At 59.2% G+C, this 20,586-nt stretch carries 18 protein-coding genes; 14 read left to right on the plus strand and 4 right to left on the minus strand.

Translation table 11 applies throughout. The annotated features are described in order from the left end of the window. Positions 1-198 precede the first annotated feature (198 nt). The 4 genes from CAF87_RS02620 to CAF87_RS02635 all read right to left on the minus strand — a co-directional run bounded on the left by CAF87_RS02620 (position 199) and on the right by CAF87_RS02635 (position 3,773). A complete protein-coding gene (locus tag CAF87_RS02620; RefSeq protein ID WP_085730514.1) occupies positions 199-939 on the minus strand; it encodes a YciK family oxidoreductase in 741 nt (246 codons plus the stop codon). Between the two features lie 67 nt (positions 940-1,006). Then, the gene (mupP, locus tag CAF87_RS02625; protein WP_085730515.1) at positions 1,007-1,678 is read right to left on the minus strand and encodes an N-acetylmuramic acid 6-phosphate phosphatase MupP; all 672 of its coding nucleotides are present in this window, start codon (positions 1,676-1,678) and stop codon (positions 1,007-1,009) included. 4 nt (positions 1,679-1,682) lie between these two features. Next, positions 1,683-2,381, minus strand: a complete 699-nt coding sequence (ubiG, locus tag CAF87_RS02630; RefSeq protein WP_007950906.1) for a bifunctional 2-polyprenyl-6-hydroxyphenol methylase/3-demethylubiquinol 3-O-methyltransferase UbiG — start codon at positions 2,379-2,381, stop codon at positions 1,683-1,685. A 57-nt stretch (positions 2,382-2,438) separates the two neighbouring features. After that, a complete protein-coding gene (locus CAF87_RS02635; RefSeq protein WP_007950908.1) occupies positions 2,439-3,773 on the minus strand; it encodes a TRZ/ATZ family hydrolase in 1,335 nt (444 codons plus the stop codon). A gap of 109 nt (positions 3,774-3,882) precedes the next feature. Here CAF87_RS02635 and mtnA point away from each other — a divergent pair, with 109 nt between their 5' ends. The 14 genes from mtnA (at position 3,883) to rfbA (ending at position 20,544) form a co-directional block, all read left to right on the plus strand. Beyond that, positions 3,883-4,959 carry an S-methyl-5-thioribose-1-phosphate isomerase gene (mtnA, locus tag CAF87_RS02640; RefSeq protein ID WP_085699925.1) on the plus strand — a complete coding sequence of 359 codons (1,077 nt, stop codon included), beginning with the start codon at positions 3,883-3,885 and terminating at the stop codon, positions 4,957-4,959. 425 nt (positions 4,960-5,384) lie between these two features. After that, on the plus strand, positions 5,385-8,168 hold the full coding sequence (gene gyrA / locus CAF87_RS02645) for a DNA gyrase subunit A (protein WP_085730516.1): 2,784 nt from the start codon (positions 5,385-5,387) through the stop codon (positions 8,166-8,168). 64 nt (positions 8,169-8,232) lie between these two features. Continuing rightward, complete coding sequence (gene serC / locus CAF87_RS02650) at positions 8,233-9,318, plus strand: 3-phosphoserine/phosphohydroxythreonine transaminase (protein WP_085730517.1); 1,086 nt, start codon at positions 8,233-8,235, stop codon at positions 9,316-9,318. Then, positions 9,318-10,412 carry a prephenate dehydratase gene (pheA, locus tag CAF87_RS02655; RefSeq protein WP_085730518.1) on the plus strand — a complete coding sequence of 365 codons (1,095 nt, stop codon included), beginning with the start codon at positions 9,318-9,320 and terminating at the stop codon, positions 10,410-10,412. Before serC ends, pheA begins: the two co-directional genes overlap by 1 nt. Before the next feature lie 13 nt (positions 10,413-10,425). Further along, on the plus strand, positions 10,426-11,538 hold the full coding sequence (gene hisC / locus CAF87_RS02660; protein WP_085730519.1) for a histidinol-phosphate transaminase: 1,113 nt from the start codon (positions 10,426-10,428) through the stop codon (positions 11,536-11,538). A gap of 28 nt (positions 11,539-11,566) precedes the next feature. Beyond that, entirely contained in the window at positions 11,567-13,774 is a 2,208-nt protein-coding gene (locus CAF87_RS02665) for a bifunctional prephenate dehydrogenase/3-phosphoshikimate 1-carboxyvinyltransferase (protein ID WP_256575969.1), read from the plus strand. Beyond that, on the plus strand, positions 13,771-14,460 hold the full coding sequence (gene cmk / locus CAF87_RS02670) for a (d)CMP kinase (protein ID WP_085730521.1): 690 nt from the start codon (positions 13,771-13,773) through the stop codon (positions 14,458-14,460). The genes CAF87_RS02665 and cmk overlap by 4 nt, the downstream gene beginning before the upstream one ends. A 120-nt stretch (positions 14,461-14,580) precedes the next feature. Then, positions 14,581-16,266 (plus strand): 30S ribosomal protein S1, encoded by a 1,686-nt coding sequence (gene rpsA, locus CAF87_RS02675; protein WP_039770554.1) that lies wholly within the window; start codon positions 14,581-14,583, stop codon positions 16,264-16,266. A 206-nt stretch (positions 16,267-16,472) separates the two neighbouring features. Further along, positions 16,473-16,751: a hypothetical protein gene (locus CAF87_RS02680; protein ID WP_085730522.1), complete on the plus strand. Its 279-nt coding sequence runs from the start codon at positions 16,473-16,475 to the stop codon at positions 16,749-16,751. Between the two features lie 152 nt (positions 16,752-16,903). After that, entirely contained in the window at positions 16,904-17,200 is a 297-nt protein-coding gene (ihfB, locus tag CAF87_RS02685; protein WP_007899751.1) for an integration host factor subunit beta, read from the plus strand. A 27-nt stretch (positions 17,201-17,227) separates the two neighbouring features. Further along, positions 17,228-17,467: a LapA family protein gene (locus CAF87_RS02690; protein WP_085730523.1), complete on the plus strand. Its 240-nt coding sequence runs from the start codon at positions 17,228-17,230 to the stop codon at positions 17,465-17,467. 223 nt (positions 17,468-17,690) lie between these two features. After that, complete coding sequence (rfbB, locus tag CAF87_RS02695) at positions 17,691-18,764, plus strand: dTDP-glucose 4,6-dehydratase (RefSeq protein WP_085730524.1); 1,074 nt, start codon at positions 17,691-17,693, stop codon at positions 18,762-18,764. Beyond that, positions 18,764-19,657: a dTDP-4-dehydrorhamnose reductase gene (gene rfbD, locus CAF87_RS02700; protein WP_085730525.1), complete on the plus strand. Its 894-nt coding sequence runs from the start codon at positions 18,764-18,766 to the stop codon at positions 19,655-19,657. The genes rfbB and rfbD overlap by 1 nt, the downstream gene beginning before the upstream one ends. Further along, positions 19,654-20,544, plus strand: a complete 891-nt coding sequence (rfbA, locus tag CAF87_RS02705) for a glucose-1-phosphate thymidylyltransferase RfbA (protein WP_085730526.1) — start codon at positions 19,654-19,656, stop codon at positions 20,542-20,544. Before rfbD ends, rfbA begins: the two co-directional genes overlap by 4 nt. The last annotated feature ends 42 nt before the right edge of the window (positions 20,545-20,586 follow it).

A 20,586-nucleotide genomic window follows, 5' to 3' on the forward strand; every position in this document is an offset into this window, starting at 1 on the left:
CACTCGGCGTGCTTTAAGGGAATGTAGAGCGAAAGTCGTGCCATTCAGTTCATGTTTTATTAAAACTGTTTTGAATCAATGGCTTGGGTTTTTAGCACGGTAGGGTGTGGTGGTTATTTGACTGAAATGGGTCTGTACAAAGCGGCAAATGCCTGCCGCGACGGGAATCCGCCGCGGCAACAAAAGCGACGTATGGCACTACTGAGCGTTGAACGCTTGGCCATTGATGCCCGTGCTGTCCGGGCCCATCAGGTATAGATAGACCGGCATGATCTCTTCCGGAGTCGGGTTGTTCAGCGGGTTTTCCCCCGGGTAAGCCTGAGCGCGCATGCTGGTGCGAGTGGCGCCCGGGTTGATGCTGTTGGCGCGCACGGGGGCGACGTTTTCGACTTCGTCGGCGAGGGTTTGCATCAGTCCTTCGGTGGCGAACTTGGACACGCCATAAGCGCCCCAGTAAGCACGGCCCTTGCGCCCGACGCTGCTGGAGGTGAATACCACCGAGGCGTCCTGCGACAATTTGAGCAGCGGTAGCAGGGTGCTGGTCAGCATGAACATCGCGTTGACGTTGACTTGCATGACACGCATGAAATTTTCACCGGACAACTGCTCGATCGGCGTGCGCGGGCCAATGATCGAGGCGTTGTGCAGCAGGCCGTCGAGGTGGCCGAACTCGGTCTCGATCATTGCCGCCAGCTCATCGTATTGATGGGGCAGGGCGGTTTCGAGGTTGAACGGGATTACGACCGGCTGCGGATGCCCGGCTGCCTCGATCTCGTCGTAGACCTGGGTCAGGTTGGCTTCGGTCTTGCCCAGCAGCAGCACGGTCGCGCCGTGGGCGGCGTAGGTCTTGGCGGCGGCCGCACCGATGCCGCGACCGGCACCGGTGACCAGAATGACCCGATCCTTGAGCAATTCGGGGCGAGCGGAGTAATCAAACATAAAAACCTCTAATCCATTAACTTCTGATCGTTCCCACGGCCTGCATGGGTGTGCAGTCCGGCACCACTCAGCAACTGCACAGAGCGTTGTCGAGCACCTTGCGCAACTCCAGCGGATGATCCACCACGACGTCCGCGCCCCAATGCCGAGGGTTGTCCTCGGGGTGAATGTAGCCATAGGTCACTGCGGCGGTCTTGGTACCCGCGTCACGGCCGGACTCGATATCGCGCAGATCATCGCCGATAAACAGAACGCTCGACGGATCCAGATCAAGCATCTTGCAGGCAAGGGTCAGCATCTCGGGATCCGGTTTGCTGTTTTTTACGTGATCCGGGCAGATCAGCAAGGCCGAGCGCTCGGCCAGCCCCAACTGTTGCATGATCGGTTCGGCGAAGCGCAGCGGCTTGTTGGTGACCACACCCCAGACCAGATTGGATTTTTCGATATCGGCCAGCAATTCACCCATGCCGTCGAACAGCTTGCTGTGCACGGCGCAGCCCACCAGATAGCGCTCGAGGAACTCAAGACGCAGCTCCTCGAAGCCCGGCGATTCAGGATCCATCGAAAACGTCACTGCGACCATGGCCTTGGCGCCACCGGAGATTTCGTCGCGGATGTGTTTGTCGTTCATCAGCGGCAAACCACGATCCGCGCGCATCGCCTGGCAAATGGCGATGAAGTCCGGCGCGGTGTCGAGCAGGGTACCGTCCATATCAAAAAGGACTGCTCTGATAGCCATCGGCTTATTCCTCGCGCAGGGTCTGGATCATGTAGTTGACGTCAACGTCCGCTGCCAGCTTGTAGTGCTTGGTCAACGGGTTGTAGGTCAGACCGATGATGTCCTTGACAGTGAGGCCGGCCATGCGGCTCCAGGCGCCCAGCTCGGACGGGCGAATGAATTTCTTGAAATCGTGGGTGCCGCGCGGCAGCAGCTTCATGATGTATTCGGCACCGACGATGGCGAACAGGTAAGCCTTCGGGTTGCGGTTGATGGTGGAGAAGAACACCTGGCCGCCGGGTTTGACCATGCGGAAGCAGGCGCGGATCACCGAGGATGGATCCGGTACGTGTTCGAGCATTTCCAGGCAGGTGACGACGTCGAACTGCTCGGGCATTTCTTCGGCCAGGGCTTCGGCGGTGATCTGGCGGTATTCGACGTTCACGCCGGATTCCAGCTGATGCAGTTGTGCGACCGCCAGTGGCGCTTCGCCCATGTCGATGCCGGTCACGGTCGCGCCGCGCTGGGCCATGGCTTCGCTGAGAATGCCGCCGCCGCACCCGACGTCGAGGACCTTCTTGCCGGCCAGGTTGACCCGCTCGTCAATCCAGTTGACCCGCAGTGGGTTGATATCGTGCAGCGGTTTGAACTCGCTTTCGCGGTCCCACCAGCGATGGGCCAGTGCTTCGAATTTGGCGATTTCGGCGTGGTCGACGTTGCTCATGTTTCAATCCTCTAAAACTTGAAAAAGGCTGTAGCCCCGGAGTTTGCCCCGGGGTGTTTACGATTCGGTGTGGCCGCTGATGCGACGGCCCCAGGCCCGGGCGGTTTCGCCCAGCTGTTGTTCGTCCAGGCGGGTCAGGCGGCGATCGTCGAGTAACTGCTTGCCGGCAACCCACAGGTGTTTCACGCAGTCCCGGCCGGTGGCGTAAATAAGCTGCGAGACCGGGTCATAGACCGGTTGCTGTGCCAGACCGGACAGATCGAACGCGACGATGTCTGCCGCCTTGCCGAGTTCCAGCGAGCCGGTCTCGGCTTCGATCCCCAAGGCTCGCGCACCGTTCAGCGTGGCCATGCGCAGCGCCCGGTGGGCGTCCAGCGCGGTGGCCGAGCCGGCGACAGCTTTGGCCAGCAATGCAGCGGTGCGGGTTTCGCCCAGCAGGTCCAGATCGTTGTTGCTCGCCGCGCCATCGGTGCCGACGGCCACGTTGACCCCGGCCTGCCACAGGCGCTCGACCGGGCAGAAACCGCTGGCCAGTTTCAGGTTCGACTCCGGGCAATGGATCACGCTGGTGTTGCTTTCTACCAGTAACGCCAGGTCGTCATCGCTGATCTGGGTCATGTGCACGGCCTGGAAGCGCGGGCCGAGCAGGCCCAGTCGGCCAAGGCGCGCCAACGGGCGTTCGCCGCGCTGTTCGACTGCTTGCTGCACTTCGAAGGCGGTTTCGTGGACGTGCATGTGGATCGAGGCGTCCAGCTCTTCGGCGATCACGCGGATTTTTTCCAGGTTCTCATCACCAACGGTGTAGGGTGCATGAGGGCCGAAAGTAATCTTGATGCGTTCGTGATGCTTCAGGTCGCCGAACAGTTCGACGCCCTGACGAATGGCTTCATCGGCGCTGGCAGCGCCCGGAATCGGGAAATCGAGGATCGGAATGGCGATCTGTGCACGGATTCCGCTGTTGTGCACGCGCTCACTGGCAACCTTCGGGAAGAAGTACATGTCCGAGAAGCAGGTGATGCCACCTTTTATCTGCTCGGCGATGGCGAGGTCAGTGCCGTCACGTACGAAGTCTTCATCGACCCATTTGCCTTCGGCCGGCCAGATATGGTTTTCCAGCCAGGTCATCAACGGCAGATCGTCAGCGAGACCGCGGAACAAGGTCATGGCCGCATGGCCGTGAGCGTTGATCAGGCCGGGGCTGAGCAGCACGTCCGGCAATTCGCGGACTTCGGCGGCGTTACACTTCAAGGCTTCGGCACGCGGGCCGATGAACACGATGCGACCGTCGCGGATGCCCAGGCCATGTTCCTTGAGGACCACGCCTGCGGGTTCGACGGGTACCAGCCAGGTCGGCAGCAATAATAAGTCGAGCGCAATGGCAGGTTTCGGCATCGAGGGTCGGTTCCAGTGCTTTTGTATAAGGATGGCGAAGTATACCCGAGCGTCTTCGCGGGGGGATCGCTATAATCGGCGGCTTTTGTTCATGAGTGCGGGGTGAGGGATGCGCGATCGACTATTGGCTGCGGAGAAAGTAAAGGCCATCGATTGGCGTGATGGCGCGCTCCACCTGCTGGATCAGCGCGTTTTGCCGTTCGAGGAAAACTGGATCGCCTACACCAGCGCCGCCGGCGTGGCCGAGGCGATTCGTTCGATGGTAGTGCGCGGTGCGCCGGCCATTGGCATCAGTGCGGCGTATGGCATCGTGTTGGCCGCCCGTGCCCGGATCGCCGAAGGTGGCGACTGGTACGCGGCGCTGGAAGAGGATTTCATGCTGCTGGCCGATTCCCGGCCGACGGCGGTCAATCTGTTCTGGGCGTTGAACCGCATGCATGACCGGCTGGATCGGTTGAAAGAAAACGCCGATCCGCTGGCGACGCTGGAGGCCGAAGCCATCGCCATCCATGAAAGCGATCGCGAAGCCAACCTGACCATGGCCCAGCTCGGCGTTGACCTGATCCGCAAACATCAGGGCAACGCCCAGGCAATCCTGACCCACTGCAATACCGGCGCCCTGGCCACCGGCGGATTCGGCACGGCGCTCGGGGTGATCCGCGCCGCATTCATTGAGGGTATGGTCGAGCGTGTCTATGCCGATGAAACCCGGCCGTGGCTGCAAGGCTCGCGCCTGACGGCATGGGAACTGGCCAATGAAGGCATTCCGGTGACCCTTAACGCTGACTCCGCTGCCGCCCACATCATGAAAACCAAAGGCGTGACCTGGGTGATCGTCGGCGCTGACCGGATCACTGCCAACGGCGACGTGGCGAACAAGATTGGCACCTATCAACTGGCAGTCAACGCCATGCACCATGGCGTTCGTTTCATGGTGGTGGCGCCGAGTTCGACCATCGACATGAATCTGGCCAGCGGTGATGACATCCCGATCGAAGAGCGCGCCGGCGCCGAATTGCTGGAAGTTGGTGGCAAGCGCGTCGGGGCAGACGTTGAAGCGTTCAACCCGGTGTTTGACGTGACCCCGGCAGACCTGATCGATGCGATCGTCACCGAGAAAGGCATCGTCGAGCGCCCGGATACCGCGAAAATGGCGCAGTTGATGTGCCGCAAGCGCCTGCATTAGGGGGGGGGGCGCGCCCGCTGAATCGCCATCGCCAGCAGGCTGGCTCCCACAGCTTCAGTGTTCACCACTGATTCTGTGGCAGCTGGCGTGCCAGCGATGGGGTCTTGAAAGTCAATAAACATCCGCAATTTCGTCCCGAAATTTGCATTCAGGGAAGCTCTGAGCCTCTCTCGTCCCCGTTAAGCCTGTCATCGGTCATCTAACTATGCTCCATGCGCATCTGGGGGATAGGTGCGTGGCGGCTCTTGTGATAACATCCGGCGTTTTCCGAGGCAGTCCCACGGGGTTGTCTTCACTGCGCAAATCCAGGGTCAACTTGTTGATTTGTCGTAAGTCGGCGCATGGCACTCGGCCTGCATCGACGAGCTTCGTGCGTCCCCTATGGATATGGCGAAGTTTCACCAGAAAAAGGAATCAGGCTTCTCATGGGCGAACTGGCCAAAGAAATCCTCCCGGTCAATATCGAAGACGAGCTGAAACAGTCCTATCTCGATTACGCGATGAGCGTGATCGTCGGCCGTGCACTGCCGGATGCGCGCGATGGCTTGAAGCCCGTGCACCGTCGCGTGCTGTTCGCGATGAGCGAGCTGGGCAACGACTTCAACAAGCCGTACAAGAAATCTGCCCGTGTTGTCGGTGACGTGATCGGTAAGTATCACCCTCACGGTGATACCGCGGTGTACGACACCATCGTCCGTATGGCTCAGCCATTCTCGCTGCGTTACCTGCTGGTGGACGGTCAGGGCAACTTCGGTTCGGTGGACGGCGACAACGCCGCGGCCATGCGATACACCGAAGTGCGCATGACCAAGCTGGCGCACGAGCTGCTGGCCGACCTGCACAAGGAAACCGTGGACTGGGTGCCGAACTACGACGGCACCGAACTGATCCCGGCGGTCATGCCGACCCGCGTTCCGAACCTGCTGGTCAACGGTTCCAGCGGTATCGCCGTGGGCATGGCGACCAACATTCCGCCGCACAACCTCGGTGAAGTCATCGACGGTTGCCTGGCTCTCATCGACAACCCTGAGCTGACCGTCGATGAGCTGATGCAATACATTCCCGGTCCGGACTTCCCGACCGCTGCGATCATCAACGGTCGTGCCGGCATCATCGAAGCCTACCGCACCGGCCGTGGCCGCATTTACATGCGTGCGCGTTCGATCATCGAAGACATCGACAAGGTCGGTGGCCGTCAGCAGATCGTCATCACCGAGCTGCCTTACCAGTTGAACAAGGCGCGTCTGATCGAGAAGATCGCCGAGCTGGTAAAAGAGAAGAAACTCGAAGGCATCACCGAGCTGCGCGACGAGTCCGACAAGGATGGTATGCGCGTCGTGATCGAGCTGCGTCGCGGCGAAGTGCCTGAGGTGATCCTCAACAACCTCTACGCCCAGACCCAGCTGCAATCGGTATTCGGCATCAACATCGTCGCGCTGATCGACGGCCGTCCGCGGATCCTGAACCTCAAGGATCTGCTGGAAGCCTTCGTTCGTCACCGTCGCGAAGTCGTTACCCGCCGTACCGTGTTCGAACTGCGCAAGGCTCGCGAGCGTGGCCATATCCTTGAGGGTCAGGCCGTCGCCCTGTCGAACATCGACCCGGTGATCGCGCTGATCAAGGCGTCGCCGACCCCGTCGGAAGCCAAGGAGGCACTGGTCAGCACGCCGTGGGAATCCAGTGCGGTGATGACCATGGTCGAGCGTGCCGGTGCCGATTCGTGCCGTCCGGAAAACCTCGATCCGCAATACGGTCTGCGCGACGGCAAGTACTTCCTGTCGCCGGAACAGGCACAAGCCATTCTGGAACTGCGTCTGCACCGCCTGACCGGCCTGGAGCACGAAAAGCTGCTGGCCGAGTATCAAGAGATCCTGAACCAGATCGGCGAGCTGATCCGCATCCTCAACAGCGCCACGCGCCTGATGGAAGTGATCCGCGAAGAGCTGGAAGTGATCCGCGCCGAATACGGCGACGTGCGCCGCACCGAGATCCTCGATGCACGCCTCGACCTGACCCTGGGCGACATGATCCCGGAAGAAGAGCGCGTCGTGACCATCTCCCACGGCGGTTATGCCAAGACTCAGCCACTGGCTGCGTACCAGGCTCAGCGTCGTGGTGGTAAGGGTAAATCGGCTACCGGCGTGAAGGATGAGGACTACATCGCTCACCTGCTGGTCGCCAACAGCCACACCACGCTGCTGCTGTTCTCCAGCAAGGGCAAGGTGTACTGGCTCAAGACCTACGAGATTCCGGAAGCGTCCCGCGCCGCCCGTGGCCGTCCGCTGGTCAACCTGTTGCCGCTGGATGACGGTGAATACATCACCACCATGCTGCCGGTCGATCTCGAAGCCATGAAGCGTCAGGCTGATGAAGAAGAAGCCGAAGGCGCCGAGGCTGATGTAGACGACATCGAAAACAGCAACGAAACCGAAGAAGAGCGCAAGGCGCGTATCAAGGCTGCCGACCGCAAGAAGGCACCGTTCATCTTCATGTCGACCGCCAACGGTACCGTCAAGAAGACCCCGCTGGTGGCCTTCAGTCGTCAGCGCAGCGTCGGTCTGATCGCGCTGGAGTTGGACGAGGGCGACATCCTGATCTCCGCTGCCATCACCGATGGCGAGCAGGAAATCATGCTGTTCTCCGACGGCGGCAAGGTGACGCGCTTCAAGGAATCCGAAGTCCGCGCCATGGGTCGTACCGCTCGCGGTGTGCGTGGCATGCGTCTGCCGGAAGGGCAGAAGCTGATTTCCATGCTGATCCCGGAAGAGGGCAGCCAGATCCTGACGGCTTCCGAGCGTGGCTACGGCAAGCGCACGGCGATCACCGAGTTCCCTGAATACAAGCGTGGCGGCCAGGGCGTTATCGCCATGGTCAGCAACGAGCGTAACGGCCGTCTGGTCGGTGCGGTTCAGGTGCAGGACGGCGAAGAGATCATGCTGATCTCCGACCAGGGCACGCTGGTGCGTACCCGCGTCGACGAAGTTTCCAGTCTGGGTCGTAACACCCAGGGCGTGACCCTGATCAAGCTGGCCAAGGATGAAACCCTGGTCGGTCTGGAGCGGGTCCAGGAGCCGTCGGAAGTCGAGGGTGAAGAGTTTGAGGGTGAAGAAGGTGTCGAGCTGGAAGAGGGCGTGATCGGCGCTGAACCGGACGATGCAGTCGACAACCTGCAGGCGGACGCCGCAGACGAAGAAGAGTCGCAAGACTAACCAAATCGTAGCAGGGCAGAGTGTTTGCTCTGTCCGCTACCGTGATTGCATAGCGAGAGTGGATGTGAGCAAACGAGCCTTTAACTTCTGCGCAGGTCCCGCTGCGCTGCCTGAAGCTGTCCTGTTGCGTGCCCAGTCCGAGCTGCTCGACTGGCACGGCAAGGGTCTGTCGGTCATGGAGATGAGCCATCGTAGCGACGACTACGTGGCCATCGCCGAGAAAGCCGAACAGGACCTGCGCGACCTGCTGTCCATCCCCTCCAATTACAAAGTGCTGTTCCTGCAGGGCGGCGCGAGCCAGCAGTTCGCCGAGATTCCGCTGAACCTGCTGCCCGAGAATGGCACTGCCGACTATGTCGAGACCGGCATCTGGTCGAAGAAAGCCATCGAGGAGGCGCGTCGCTTCGGCAACATCAACGTTGCTGCCAGCGCCAAGCCTTATGACTATCTGGCAATCCCCGGCCAGAACGAGTGGAAGCTGACCCCGGGTGCGGCCTATCTGCACTACGCGTCCAACGAAACCATCGGCGGCCTGCAGTTCGACTGGGTTCCCGAGGTCGGTGACGTTCCGCTGGTGGTCGACATGTCTTCCGATATCCTCTCGCGTCCCATCGATGTGTCGCAGTACGGCCTGATCTACGCTGGTGCGCAGAAGAACATCGGCCCGAGCGGTCTGGTCGTAGTGATCGTCCGTGAAGACCTGCTGGGCCGTGCCCGCAGTTCGTGCCCGACCATGCTCGACTACAAGATCTCGGCCGACAACGGTTCGATGTACAACACCCCGGCCACCTATTCTTGGTACCTCTCGGGCCTCGTCTTCGAGTGGCTGAAGGAGCAGGGCGGCGTCGCTGCGATGGAGCAGCGCAACAAGGCGAAGAAAGATCGCCTGTACGGCTTCATCGACAACAGCGATTTCTACACCAACCCGATCAGCGTTAACGCCCGTTCCTGGATGAACGTGCCGTTCCGCCTGGCTGACGAGCGTCTGGACAAGGCGTTCCTGGCCGGTGCTGATGCTCGTGGCCTGCTCAACCTCAAGGGCCATCGTTCGGTCGGCGGCATGCGTGCCTCGATCTACAACGCCCTGGGCCTGGATGCGGTTGAAGCGCTGGTTGGCTACATGGCTGAGTTCGAGAAGGAGCATTCCTGATGTCCGAACAGGAACTCAAGGCGCTGCGCGTTCGCATCGACAGCCTCGATGAGAAGATCCTCCAGCTGATCAGCGATCGCGCTCGCTGCGCCGAGGAAGTTGCCCGGGTCAAGATGGCCAGTCTGGCCGAAGGCGAGCAGCCGGTGTTCTATCGTCCCGAGCGTGAGGCGCAGGTCCTCAAGCGCGTGATGGAGCGCAACAAGGGGCCGCTGGGCAACGAAGAGATGGCGCGCTTGTTCCGCGAAATCATGTCCTCGTGCCTCGCCCTTGAGAACCCGCTGAAAGTGGCCTATCTCGGTCCGGAAGGTACGTTCACCCAGGCGGCGGCCATGAAGCACTTCGGTCACGCAGTGATCAGCAAGCCGATGGCGGCGATCGACGAAGTGTTCCGCGAAGTGGCGGCCGGTGCTGTGAATTTCGGCGTGGTGCCGGTGGAGAACTCCACCGAGGGTGCGGTCAACCACACCCTCGACAGCTTCCTCGAGCACGACATGGTTATTTGTGGCGAAGTCGAGCTGCGGATTCACCATCATCTGCTGGTCGGTGAAAACACCAAGACCGACAGCATCAGTCGCATCTATTCCCACGCTCAGTCTCTGGCCCAATGCCGCAAGTGGCTGGACGCTCATTACCCGAATGTCGAGCGCGTGGCGGTGTCCAGCAACGCCGAAGCGGCCAAGCGGGTCAAGGGCGAATGGAATTCGGCGGCGATCGCCGGCGACATGGCGGCCGGGCTGTATGGCCTGACCCGTCTGGCCGAGAAGATCGAGGATCGTCCGGACAACTCCACGCGCTTCCTGATGATCGGTAACCAGGAAGTGCCGCCGACCGGCGACGACAAGACGTCGATCATCGTGTCCATGAGCAACAAGCCAGGTGCGCTCCACGAGCTGCTGGTGCCGTTCCATGACAACGGGATCGACCTGACCCGGATCGAAACCCGTCCGTCGCGCAGCGGTAAATGGACCTACGTGTTCTTCATCGACTTCGTCGGCCATCACCGTGATCCGCTGATCAAAGGTGTGCTGGAAAAGATCAGTCAGGAAGCAGTAGCACTCAAGGTGCTGGGTTCCTACCCGAAAGCAGTTCTCTAAGGGGCGGTAGCAAATGAGTGGCAACTTCCTCGCTCTGGCACAGCCGGGCGTGCAACAACTTTCGCCATACGTGCCGGGCAAGCCCGTGGACGAGCTGGCGCGCGAGCTGGACCTGGATCCGGCAAGCATCGTCAAGCTGGCGAGCAACGAAAACCCGCTGGGCGCGAGCCCGAAAGCGCTGGCCGCAATCCGCGAAGCGCTGGACGAGCTGACCCGTTATCCGGACGGCAACGGTTTTGCTCTGAAATCCCTGCTGGCCGAGCAGTGCCGTGTCGAGCTGAACCAGGTGACCCTGGGCAACGGCTCCAACGACATTCTCGAGCTGGTGGCGCGCGCCTATCTGGCGCCGGGCCTGAATGCGGTGTTCAGCGAGCACGCGTTTGCTGTGTATCCGATCGCGACCCAGGCGGTCGGCGCTCAGGCCAAGGTCGTTCCGGCCAAGGACTGGGGGCATGATCTGCCGGCGATGCTGGCGGCCATCGACGCCAACACGCGCGTCGTGTTCATCGCCAACCCGAACAACCCGACTGGCACCTGGTTCGGCGCCGAAGCGCTGGACGAGTTCCTGCAGGACGTGCCTGAGCATGTGCTGGTGGTGCTGGACGAGGCCTACATCGAATACGCCGAAGGCAGTGATCTGCCGGACGGTCTGGATTTCCTCGCGGCTTATCCGAACCTGCTGGTCTCGCGCACCTTCTCCAAGGCCTATGGTCTGGCGGCGCTGCGCGTTGGTTACGGCCTGTCCACCCCGGTGGTGGCAGACGTGCTGAACCGCGTACGTCAGCCGTTCAACGTCAACAGCCTGGCCCTGGCGGCAGCGTGTGCGGCGCTGAAGGACGAGGAGTATCTGGCGCAGAGCCGTCAGCTCAACGAGTCCGGCATGCAACAGCTGGAAGCGGGTTTCCGCGAGCTGGGCCTGAGCTGGATTCCGTCCAAGGGCAACTTTATCTGCGTCGACCTCGCTCAGGTGGCGGCTCCGGTGTTCCAGGGTCTGCTGCGCGAAGGCGTGATCGTGCGTCCGGTGGCCAACTACGGCATGCCGAACCATCTGCGGGTGACCATCGGTCTGCCGGCGGAAAACAGTCGCTTCCTTGAAGCGCTGCGCAAGGTTCTGGCTCGTGGGTGATGTCACTGCGTTGCAACCTGCGGCACCTATGATCGGGCGCCTGGTGGTGGTCGGTCTGGGGCTGATCGGTGGTTCGTTTGCCAAAGGCTTGCGTGAAAGCGGTGTGTGCCGCGAAGTGGTCGGGGTCGATCTCGACCCGCAATCGCGCAAGCTGGCGGTCGATTTGGGCGTGGTGGATCGCTGCGAAGACGACCTGGTTGCTGCTTGCCAGGGCGCGGATGTGATCCAGTTGGCGGTGCCGATCCTGGCTATGGAAAAAGTGTTGGCCCGTCTGGCCGGCATGGATCTGGGGCAGGCGATCCTGACGGACGTCGGCAGCGCCAAGGGCAATGTGGTGCGTGCGGCGACCGAAGCGTTCGGCGGCATGCCGGCGCGCTTCGTGCCGGGTCATCCGATTGCCGGCTCCGAGCAGAGTGGGGTGGAAGCCTCCAACTCAGAGCTGTTTCGTCGTCACAAGGTGATTCTGACCCCGTTGGAGCAGACTGATCCGGCTGCGCTGGCAGTGGTTGATCGTTTGTGGCGCGAGCTGGGTGCCGACGTCGAGCACATGCAGGTCGAGCGGCACGATGAAGTGCTGGCAGCGACCAGTCATCTGCCGCATCTGCTGGCCTTCGGTCTGGTCGATTCGCTGGCCAAACGCAATGAAAACCTTGAGATCTTCCGTTACGCTGCGGGCGGTTTTCGCGATTTCACAAGAATCGCCGGAAGCGACCCGGTCATGTGGCATGACATCTTTCTCGCCAATCGCGAGGCTGTCCTGCGCACACTCGATACATTTCGCAGCGACCTCGACGCCTTGCGCGACGCGGTCGATGCAGGGGATGGGCACCAATTGTTGGGCGTCTTCACGCGCGCCCGGGTTGCCCGCGAGCATTTCAGTAAAATCCTGGCCCGCAGGGCCTATGTGGACGCTATGAACTCCAACGATCTGATCTTCCTGGCTCAACCTGGTGGCCGCCTGTCCGGTCGGATTCGCGTACCGGGTGACAAATCGATTTCCCACCGTTCGATCATGCTCGGCTCCCTGGCTGAAGGCGTCACCGAAGTCGAAGGCTTCCTCGAGGGCGAAGATGCCTTGGCGACCTTGCAGGCGTTCCGCGACATGGGCGTGGTCATCGAAGGCCCGCATCACGGCCGCGTGACCATTCACGGTGTCGGCCTGCACGGCCTGAAACCTGCGCCGGGCCCGATCTATCTGGGCAACTCCGGCACTTCGATGCGCCTGCTTTCCGGCCTGCTGGCCGCGCAGGATTTCGACAGCACCCTGACCGGTGACGCGTCGCTGTCCAAGCGTCCGATGAATCGCGTCGCCAACCCGCTGCGGGAAATGGGCGCCGTGATTGAAACTGCTGCCGACGGTCGTCCGCCGATGACCATTCGTGGCGGTCACAAGCTCAAAGGCCTGACCTACACCATGCCGATGGCCAGTGCTCAGGTGAAATCCTGCCTGCTGCTGGCGGGGCTGTATGCCGAAGGCAAGACAACCGTGACCGAGCCAGCCCCGACCCGCGACCATACCGAGCGCATGCTGCGCGGCTTCGGCTATTCGGTGAGCGTCGATGGCGCGACGGCATCGGTCGAGTCCGGCGGCAAGCTGACCGCGACCCACATCGAAGTGCCGGGCGACATCTCGTCGTCGGCGTTTTTTCTGGTGGCGGCGTCGATTGCTGAAGGTTCGGAGCTGGTGCTCGAGCACGTCGGCATCAACCCGACTCGTACCGGTGTAATCGACATCCTGCGCCTGATGGGTGCCGACATCACCCTGGAAAACCAGCGTGAAGTGGGTGGCGAGCCGGTTGCAGACCTGCGCGTACGAGCAGCTAAACTCAAAGGTATCGAGATTCCGGAAGCGCTGGTTCCACTGGCCATCGACGAGTTCCCGGTGCTGTTCGTGGCGGCAGCCTGTGCCGAAGGGCGCACCGTGCTGACCGGCGCAGAAGAGTTGCGGGTCAAGGAATCGGACCGTATCCAGGTCATGGCGGACGGTTTGCTGGCGCTGGGCGTCAAGTGCGAACCGACCCCGGACGGCATCATCATCGACGGCGGCCAGATCGGCGGCGGCGAAGTGCACGGTCATGGCGATCACCGCATCGCGATGGCTTTCAGCGTGGCCTCGTTGCGCGCCACTGCACCGATCCGCATCCATGATTGCGCCAACGTCGCGACATCGTTCCCGAACTTCCTGGCGCTGTGCGCGCAGGTCGGTATTCGTGTGGCGCAAGAGGCTCAGTCGTGAACAACATTGCTCCGGTCATCACCATCGATGGGCCAAGCGGCTCGGGCAAAGGCACCGTAGCCGGGATTCTGGCCAAGCGTCTGGGCTGGAATCTGCTGGATTCCGGTGCGCTGTATCGCTTGCTGGCGTTTGCTGCGCACAACCATGGTGTAGACCTGACCAATGAAGAGCTGCTGAAGAAACTGGCCGCTCATCTGGATGTGCAGTTCATCGCGGCGACCGACGGTCAGTTGCAGCGCATCATTCTGGAAGGTGACGAAGTCAGCGATGTCATTCGCACCGAGAGCGTCGGTTCCGGCGCTTCCCAGGTGGCTGCATTGCCGGCCGTGCGCGAGGCGCTGCTGCAGCGCCAGCGTGCTTTTCAGGAAGCGCCGGGCTTGGTGGCCGATGGTCGCGACATGGGAACGGTGGTATTTCCGAATGCGCCCTTGAAGATTTTCCTGACCGCCAGTGCCGAGGAGCGGGCGCGCCGTCGATATTTGCAGTTGAAGGGCAAAGTCGAGGGTGTTAGTCTGTCGAGTCTGCTAGATGAGATCCGTGCGCGCGATGAGCGTGATACTCAGCGAGCGGTGGCCCCGCTCAAGCCGGCGGCCGACGCGTTACAGCTGGATTCCACGGAGTTGTCCATCGATCAGGTGCTTGAACGCATCATGAGCGAGATTGCCATTCGCGATATCGCCGGGTGACCAAGAGGGCCACAGGGGACCAGTCATAGTCCTGCGGTGCTTCTTTTTAATGAAACTAACCCACATTGTCTGGGATGTGGAGATGGGCGTACTTTTTCGCCCTAATCAACAGGAATTAAAATGAGCGAAAGCTTTGCGGAACTCTTTGAAGAAAGCCTAAAGACCCTGAACCTTCAGGCAGGCTCCATCATCACCGGTGTTATCGTTGATATCGATTACCAAGCTCGCTGGGTAACCGTTCACGCTGGCCTGAAGTCCGAAGCGCTGATCCCTCTGGAGCAGTTCTACAACGACGCTGGCGAACTGAACATCAACGTCGGTGACGAAGTTCACGTTGCTCTGGACTCGGTTGAAGACGGTTTCGGTGAAACCAAGCTGTCCCGTGAAAAAGCCAAGCGCGCTGAATGCTGGATCGTTCTGGAAGCAGCCTTCGCAGCTGAGGAAGTGGTCAAGGGCGTTATCAACGGTAAGGTTAAAGGCGGCTTCACTGTCGACGTTAACGGCATCCGTGCGTTCCTGCCAGGTTCCTTGGTTGACGTCCGTCCAGTGCGCGACACCACGCACCTGGAAGGCAAAGAGCTGGAATTCAAGGTCATCAAGCTGGACCAGAAGCGCAACAACGTTGTTGTTTCCCGTCGCAGTGTCCTGGAAGCTGAGAACTCCGCCGAGCGTGAAGCTCTGCTGGAATCCCTGCAGGAAGGCCAGCAAGTTAAAGGTATCGTCAAAAACCTCACCGATTACGGCGCATTCGTCGATCTGGGTGGCGTGGACGGCCTGCTGCACATCACCGACATGGCCTGGAAGCGCATCAAGCATCCTTCCGAGATCGTCAACGTTGGTGACGAGATTGACGTCAAGGTTCTGAAATACGATCGCGAACGCAACCGTGTTTCCCTGGGCCTGAAGCAACTGGGCGAAGATCCATGGGTTGCTATCAAAGCCCGTTACCCAGAAGGCACTCGCGTTACCGCTCGTGTAACCAACCTGACCGACTACGGCTGCTTCGCTGAGCTGGAAGAAGGCGTTGAAGGTCTGGTACACGTTTCGGAAATGGACTGGACCAACAAGAACATCCACCCTTCGAAAGTCGTACAGGTCGGCGACGAAGTGGAAGTCATGGTTCTGGACATCGACGAAGAGCGTCGTCGTATTTCCCTGGGCATCAAGCAGTGCAAGTCGAACCCATGGGAAGACTTCTCTGGCCAGTTCAACAAGGGCGACAAGATCTCCGGCACCATCAAGTCGATCACCGATTTCGGTATCTTCATTGGTCTGGACGGCGGCATCGACGGTCTGGTTCACCTGTCCGACATCTCCTGGAACGAAGTGGGCGAAGAAGCCGTACGTCGTTTCAAGAAGGGCGACGAGCTGGACACCGTTATCCTGTCGGTTGACCCGGAGCGTGAGCGTATCTCCCTGGGTATCAAGCAACTGGAAAGCGATCCGTTCTCCGAGTACGTCTCGGTTAACGACAAAGGCGCAATCGTTACTGGCACCGTGAAAGAAGTTGACGCCAAAGGCGCCATCATCGTTCTGGCCGACGATATCGAAGCGACTCTGAAAGCCTCCGAAATCAGCCGTGACCGCGTTGAAGACGCGCGCAACGTTCTGAAAGAAGGCCAGCAAGTAGAAGCCAAGATCATCAGCGTTGATCGTAAGAGCCGCGTAATCCAGCTGTCGATCAAATCGAAAGACGATGCTGAAGAGAAAGAAGCCATCCAGAGCCTGAAAGCGGCTCCGGAAGGTGAAGCAGCTGACACCACTATGGCGGCACTGCTGCGTCAAGCAATGGCCAAACAGAACTGAGTTCTGTCTGATCATTAAAAAGGGCGACTTCGGTCGCCCTTTTTTATGCCTGCGATTTGGTGTGGCGCCATGCTGTGTGTTGTCCCGGTGAAACCATTCCCTTTGTGCGGCGGTCTGTTTCTTTAATCGGATCAATCGTCTATTCGCGTCTAGGCTTAGTCTGAAGATCGCAGTAGTCGGGTGTGAAGCCTGGCATAAGGAAATGAATGAACAAGCTTATAGTCTTGATGGGCATGCTGGCTTTGGCGGGCTGTACGACCAGCGCGAAGACTCATGCGGTGCGCGGCGTCAGTGGCATTGAGGTTGATTGCTCCGGTTTGGGGTCGGGTTGGGAGAAGTGTCAAAAACGTGCGGCGAAAGAATGCAAGGGGGCGGGTTATAAGGTGGTCACCCGATCGGATGATGCCAAGGATGAGGATTTGTTTCCCTTCGGCTTCAATCCCGCAGGCTACGTCACTCGTACCATGCTGGTCATCTGTCGCTGAGAGTGCGTTGTTCCGGCGGGTGACTAGATGCCCTGGAAGTGGGCGTTTTGGTGTGGGAAAAGATATGTCAACCCCTGGGCTGTTCAAAATCTTTCGGGCGTGCTAAAACCTTTTAAGCGCTGATCTAGCTGCTTGAAAAAGAAGGGAAAAATATGACGAAGTCGGAGTTGATCGAACGAATTGTCACCCATCAAGGGCTGCTCTCATCCAAGGATGTGGAGTTGGCCATCAAGACCATGCTCGAACAAATGTCCCAATGCCTGGCTACGGGTGATCGCATCGAGATCCGTGGCTTTGGCAGCTTCTCCCTGCACTATCGTGCCCCGCGGGTCGGGCGCAATCCAAAAACTGGTCAATCTGTCAGTCTTGACGGCAAGTTCGTTCCGCATTTCAAGCCGGGAAAGGAATTGCGTGATCGGGTGAACGAGGAAGAGGAGGAGGGGCTTTGACAGTTGCTATCCTTCGGGGAGTTTTCCATGCGTAATTTCAAGCGCATGCTTCTTGGTGTTTTCATTCTTCTGCTGGTGTTGGTGATTCTGGCGTTCGTTCTCGAGAATCAGCAGTCAATCTCTCTGGTGTTTCTTGGCTGGGCTGGTCCGCAACTTCCCGTCTCGCTGATCATGGTTGTCGCGCTGCTCGTCGGGATGCTGATCGGACCTGTGCTGGGCTGGTTTCTGGGGCGCTCCTCCAGAGCTGCTCGCAAGCGACTGGTCTGAAATGATGGGGGGGTGGGAGGTCGTGAATTTGCACCGCTACCTGTCTATATCCATTAGTAAAACGTTCATTTAGCTGTAAAATGCCGCCCTTATTCGACAGTGGCATATTTGCATGTCGCTGAAGACTTGCTCTTAAAGAAGCCTCTCGACTCAGGCTTTGCATTCATGGATTAGACAGCGCTCGGTTGGCAGCCCTGTCAGCACCTCAAGGGTATGGTTTCGCGTGAAAATTCTAGTAACCGGCGGTGCCGGGTTTATTGGCTCAGCAGTTATCCGTCACATCATTTCCAATACATCCGACTCTGTAGTGAACGTCGACAAGTTGACGTATGCCGGTAATCTTGAATCGCTGGCTCAGGTCAGTCACGACCCGCGTTATGTATTCGAACGTGTGGACATCTGTGATCGCGCAGAGATTGAGCGTGTCCTGCAAGTGCATCAGCCAGACGCGATCATGCACCTGGCGGCAGAGTCGCATGTCGACCGCTCGATTTCCGGTCCTTCGGAATTCATCCAGACCAATATTATTGGTACCTACACGCTTCTCGAGGCTGTACGGCAGTACTGGATAACCCTCGACGATCATCGCAAGAGCGCTTTCCGATTCCACCATATCTCGACGGACGAGGTTTACGGCGATCTTGAAGGGCCTGAAGATCTTTTCACCGAAGAAACGCCTTATCAGCCGAGCTCCCCGTATTCGGCGAGCAAGGCCAGCTCCGATCATCTCGTCCGCGCCTGGGCTCGAACCTATGGTCTGCCGACTCTGGTGACCAATTGCTCGAACAATTACGGCCCCTGCCATTTCCCTGAAAAGCTGATCCCGCTGATCATTCTAAATGCATTGGAGGGCAAGCCGCTGCCTGTGTATGGCAAGGGTAATCAGGTTCGTGACTGGCTCTACGTCGAAGATCATGCCCGTGCACTCTATAAAGTTGTTACCGAAGGTGTGATCGGCGAGACCTATAACATCGGTGGTCATAACGAAAAGCAGAACATCGAAGTGGTGCATACGTTGTGCGCGCTGCTTGATGAGTTGCGTCCTGAATCTGCTTATCGCCCACATGCCAGTCTGATCACATATGTTCAGGACCGGCCGGGCCATGACCAGCGTTACGCGATCGATGCCAGCAAGATCCAGCGGGAGCTGGGCTGGACGCCGCAGGAAACTTTCGAAACCGGCATCCGTAAAACGGTCGAGTGGTATTTGAATAATGCCGACTGGGTCGCTCATGTCAAAAGTGGCAGTTACCAACAGTGGATTGATCAGAACTACGCAAGTCGCTCAGGCCAGTGATGAGAATTCTCTTGCTAGGGAAAAGTGGCCAGGTGGGATGGGAGCTGCAGCGCTCCCTTTCTCCATTGGGGGAACTGATTTCGCTGGATCGCCATGGCGCGGATGGTTTGTGCGGCGACTTGTCCGACCTCGTCGGTCTGCGCGCCACCATTCGTAGTGTCCGCCCGAACATTATCGTCAACGCAGCGGCATACACCGCTGTCGACAGGGCTGAAGTCGAGACCGAGCTGGCCGATTGCGTGAATGCGCGGGCCAGTCAGGTCATGGCCGAAGAAGCAGCGGCACTGGATGCATGGTTGATTCATTATTCGACCGACTACGTATTCAATGGCCAAGGTTCGACACCCTGGGTCGAAACCGATGAAATTGCTCCCCTGAACCGCTATGGCTTCAGCAAGGCCGCCGGTGAGCAGGCGATTATCGCCTCAGGCTGCAAGCACCTGATCTTCCGTACCAGTTGGTGTTATGGCGTGCGCGGCAGCAACTTCGCCAAGACCATGATGAGGCTGGCCAGTGAGCGTGACACGCTGAGTGTGATCGTGGATCAGATCGGCTCGCCGACCGGTGCGGATCTGATTGCCGATGTCACGGCGTTGGCTATTCAGCGTGTCATGCATTCTCCGGAACTTGCCGGGGTGTACCACCTGGCGGCTGGCGGTGAAGTGTCCTGGCACGGTTATGCGTCTTTTGTGATCGATTTTGCTCGACGCCATGGCGAGGCGTTTGCGGTGACAACGATCAACCCGATTGAAACCAGCGCCTATCCAACCCCCGCACGCCGCCCTTTGAATTCTCGTCTGAATACTCAAAAGCTGTGCCGGGCCTTTTCTTTGCACTTGCCGGATTGGCAAAGTGGTGTCACCCGAATGCTCAGGGAAATTCTCAACAAATGATCAAGACTAACCGTAAAGGCATCATTCTGGCCGGTGGTTCGGGTACACGCCTGCACCCGGTCACCCTTGGTGTGTCCAAGCAGTTGTTGCCGATCTATGACAAACCGATGATTTTCTATCCGTTGTCGGTGCTCATGCTGGCAGGGATGCGGGAAATCCTGATCATCTCCACACCTGAGGATTTGCCGAATTTTCGCAAGTTGCTGGGTGACGGTAGCCTGTACGGCATCGAATTGAGTTATGCCGAGCAGCCAAGCCCGGACGGGCTGGCCCAAGCGTTCATCATCGGTGAAGAGTTCATTGGTGAAGATCCTTGCTGCCTGATTCTGGGCGACAATATTTTCTACGGACAATATTTCACCGAGAACCTGCGTTCGGCCAGTGCTCAGGCATCGGGTGCTACGGTGTTCGGTTATCACGTTTCCGATCCGGAGCGTTTCGGGGTTGTGGAATTTGATGCCAATGGCAGAGCCTTGAGCATTGAAGAGAAGCCTCTCAAACCGAAGTCCAACTACGCGGTTACCGGGTTGTATTTCTACGATAATCAGGTTGTGGAGATCGCAAAGAGCATCAAGCCTTCTGAGCGTGGCGAGTTGGAGATCACCGACATCAATCGCGCCTATCTGGAGAAGAGAACGCTTAATGTCGAAATGTTAGGTCGCGGCTTTGCCTGGCTGGATACCGGAACGCATGACTCCTTGCTTGAAGCCGGTCACTTTGTGCATACCATCGAGCATCGCCAAGGCCTGAAGGTCGCCTGCCTCGAAGAGATTGCATACAACAATGGCTGGATCACCGCTGAACAGGTCGCGACTCAGGCCGAGCGTCTGCGGAAAACCGGTTATGGGCAGTACCTGCAAAAGCTGCTGGACCAACCTTCGATCTAATATCGTTCTTTCTGTCGGTCCATGGGTCTCGGAGGCTAATTA

It is taken from the genome of Pseudomonas sp. R38(2017) (genome assembly GCF_002112395.1).
Taxonomy (GTDB): Bacteria; Pseudomonadota; Gammaproteobacteria; order Pseudomonadales; family Pseudomonadaceae; genus Aquipseudomonas.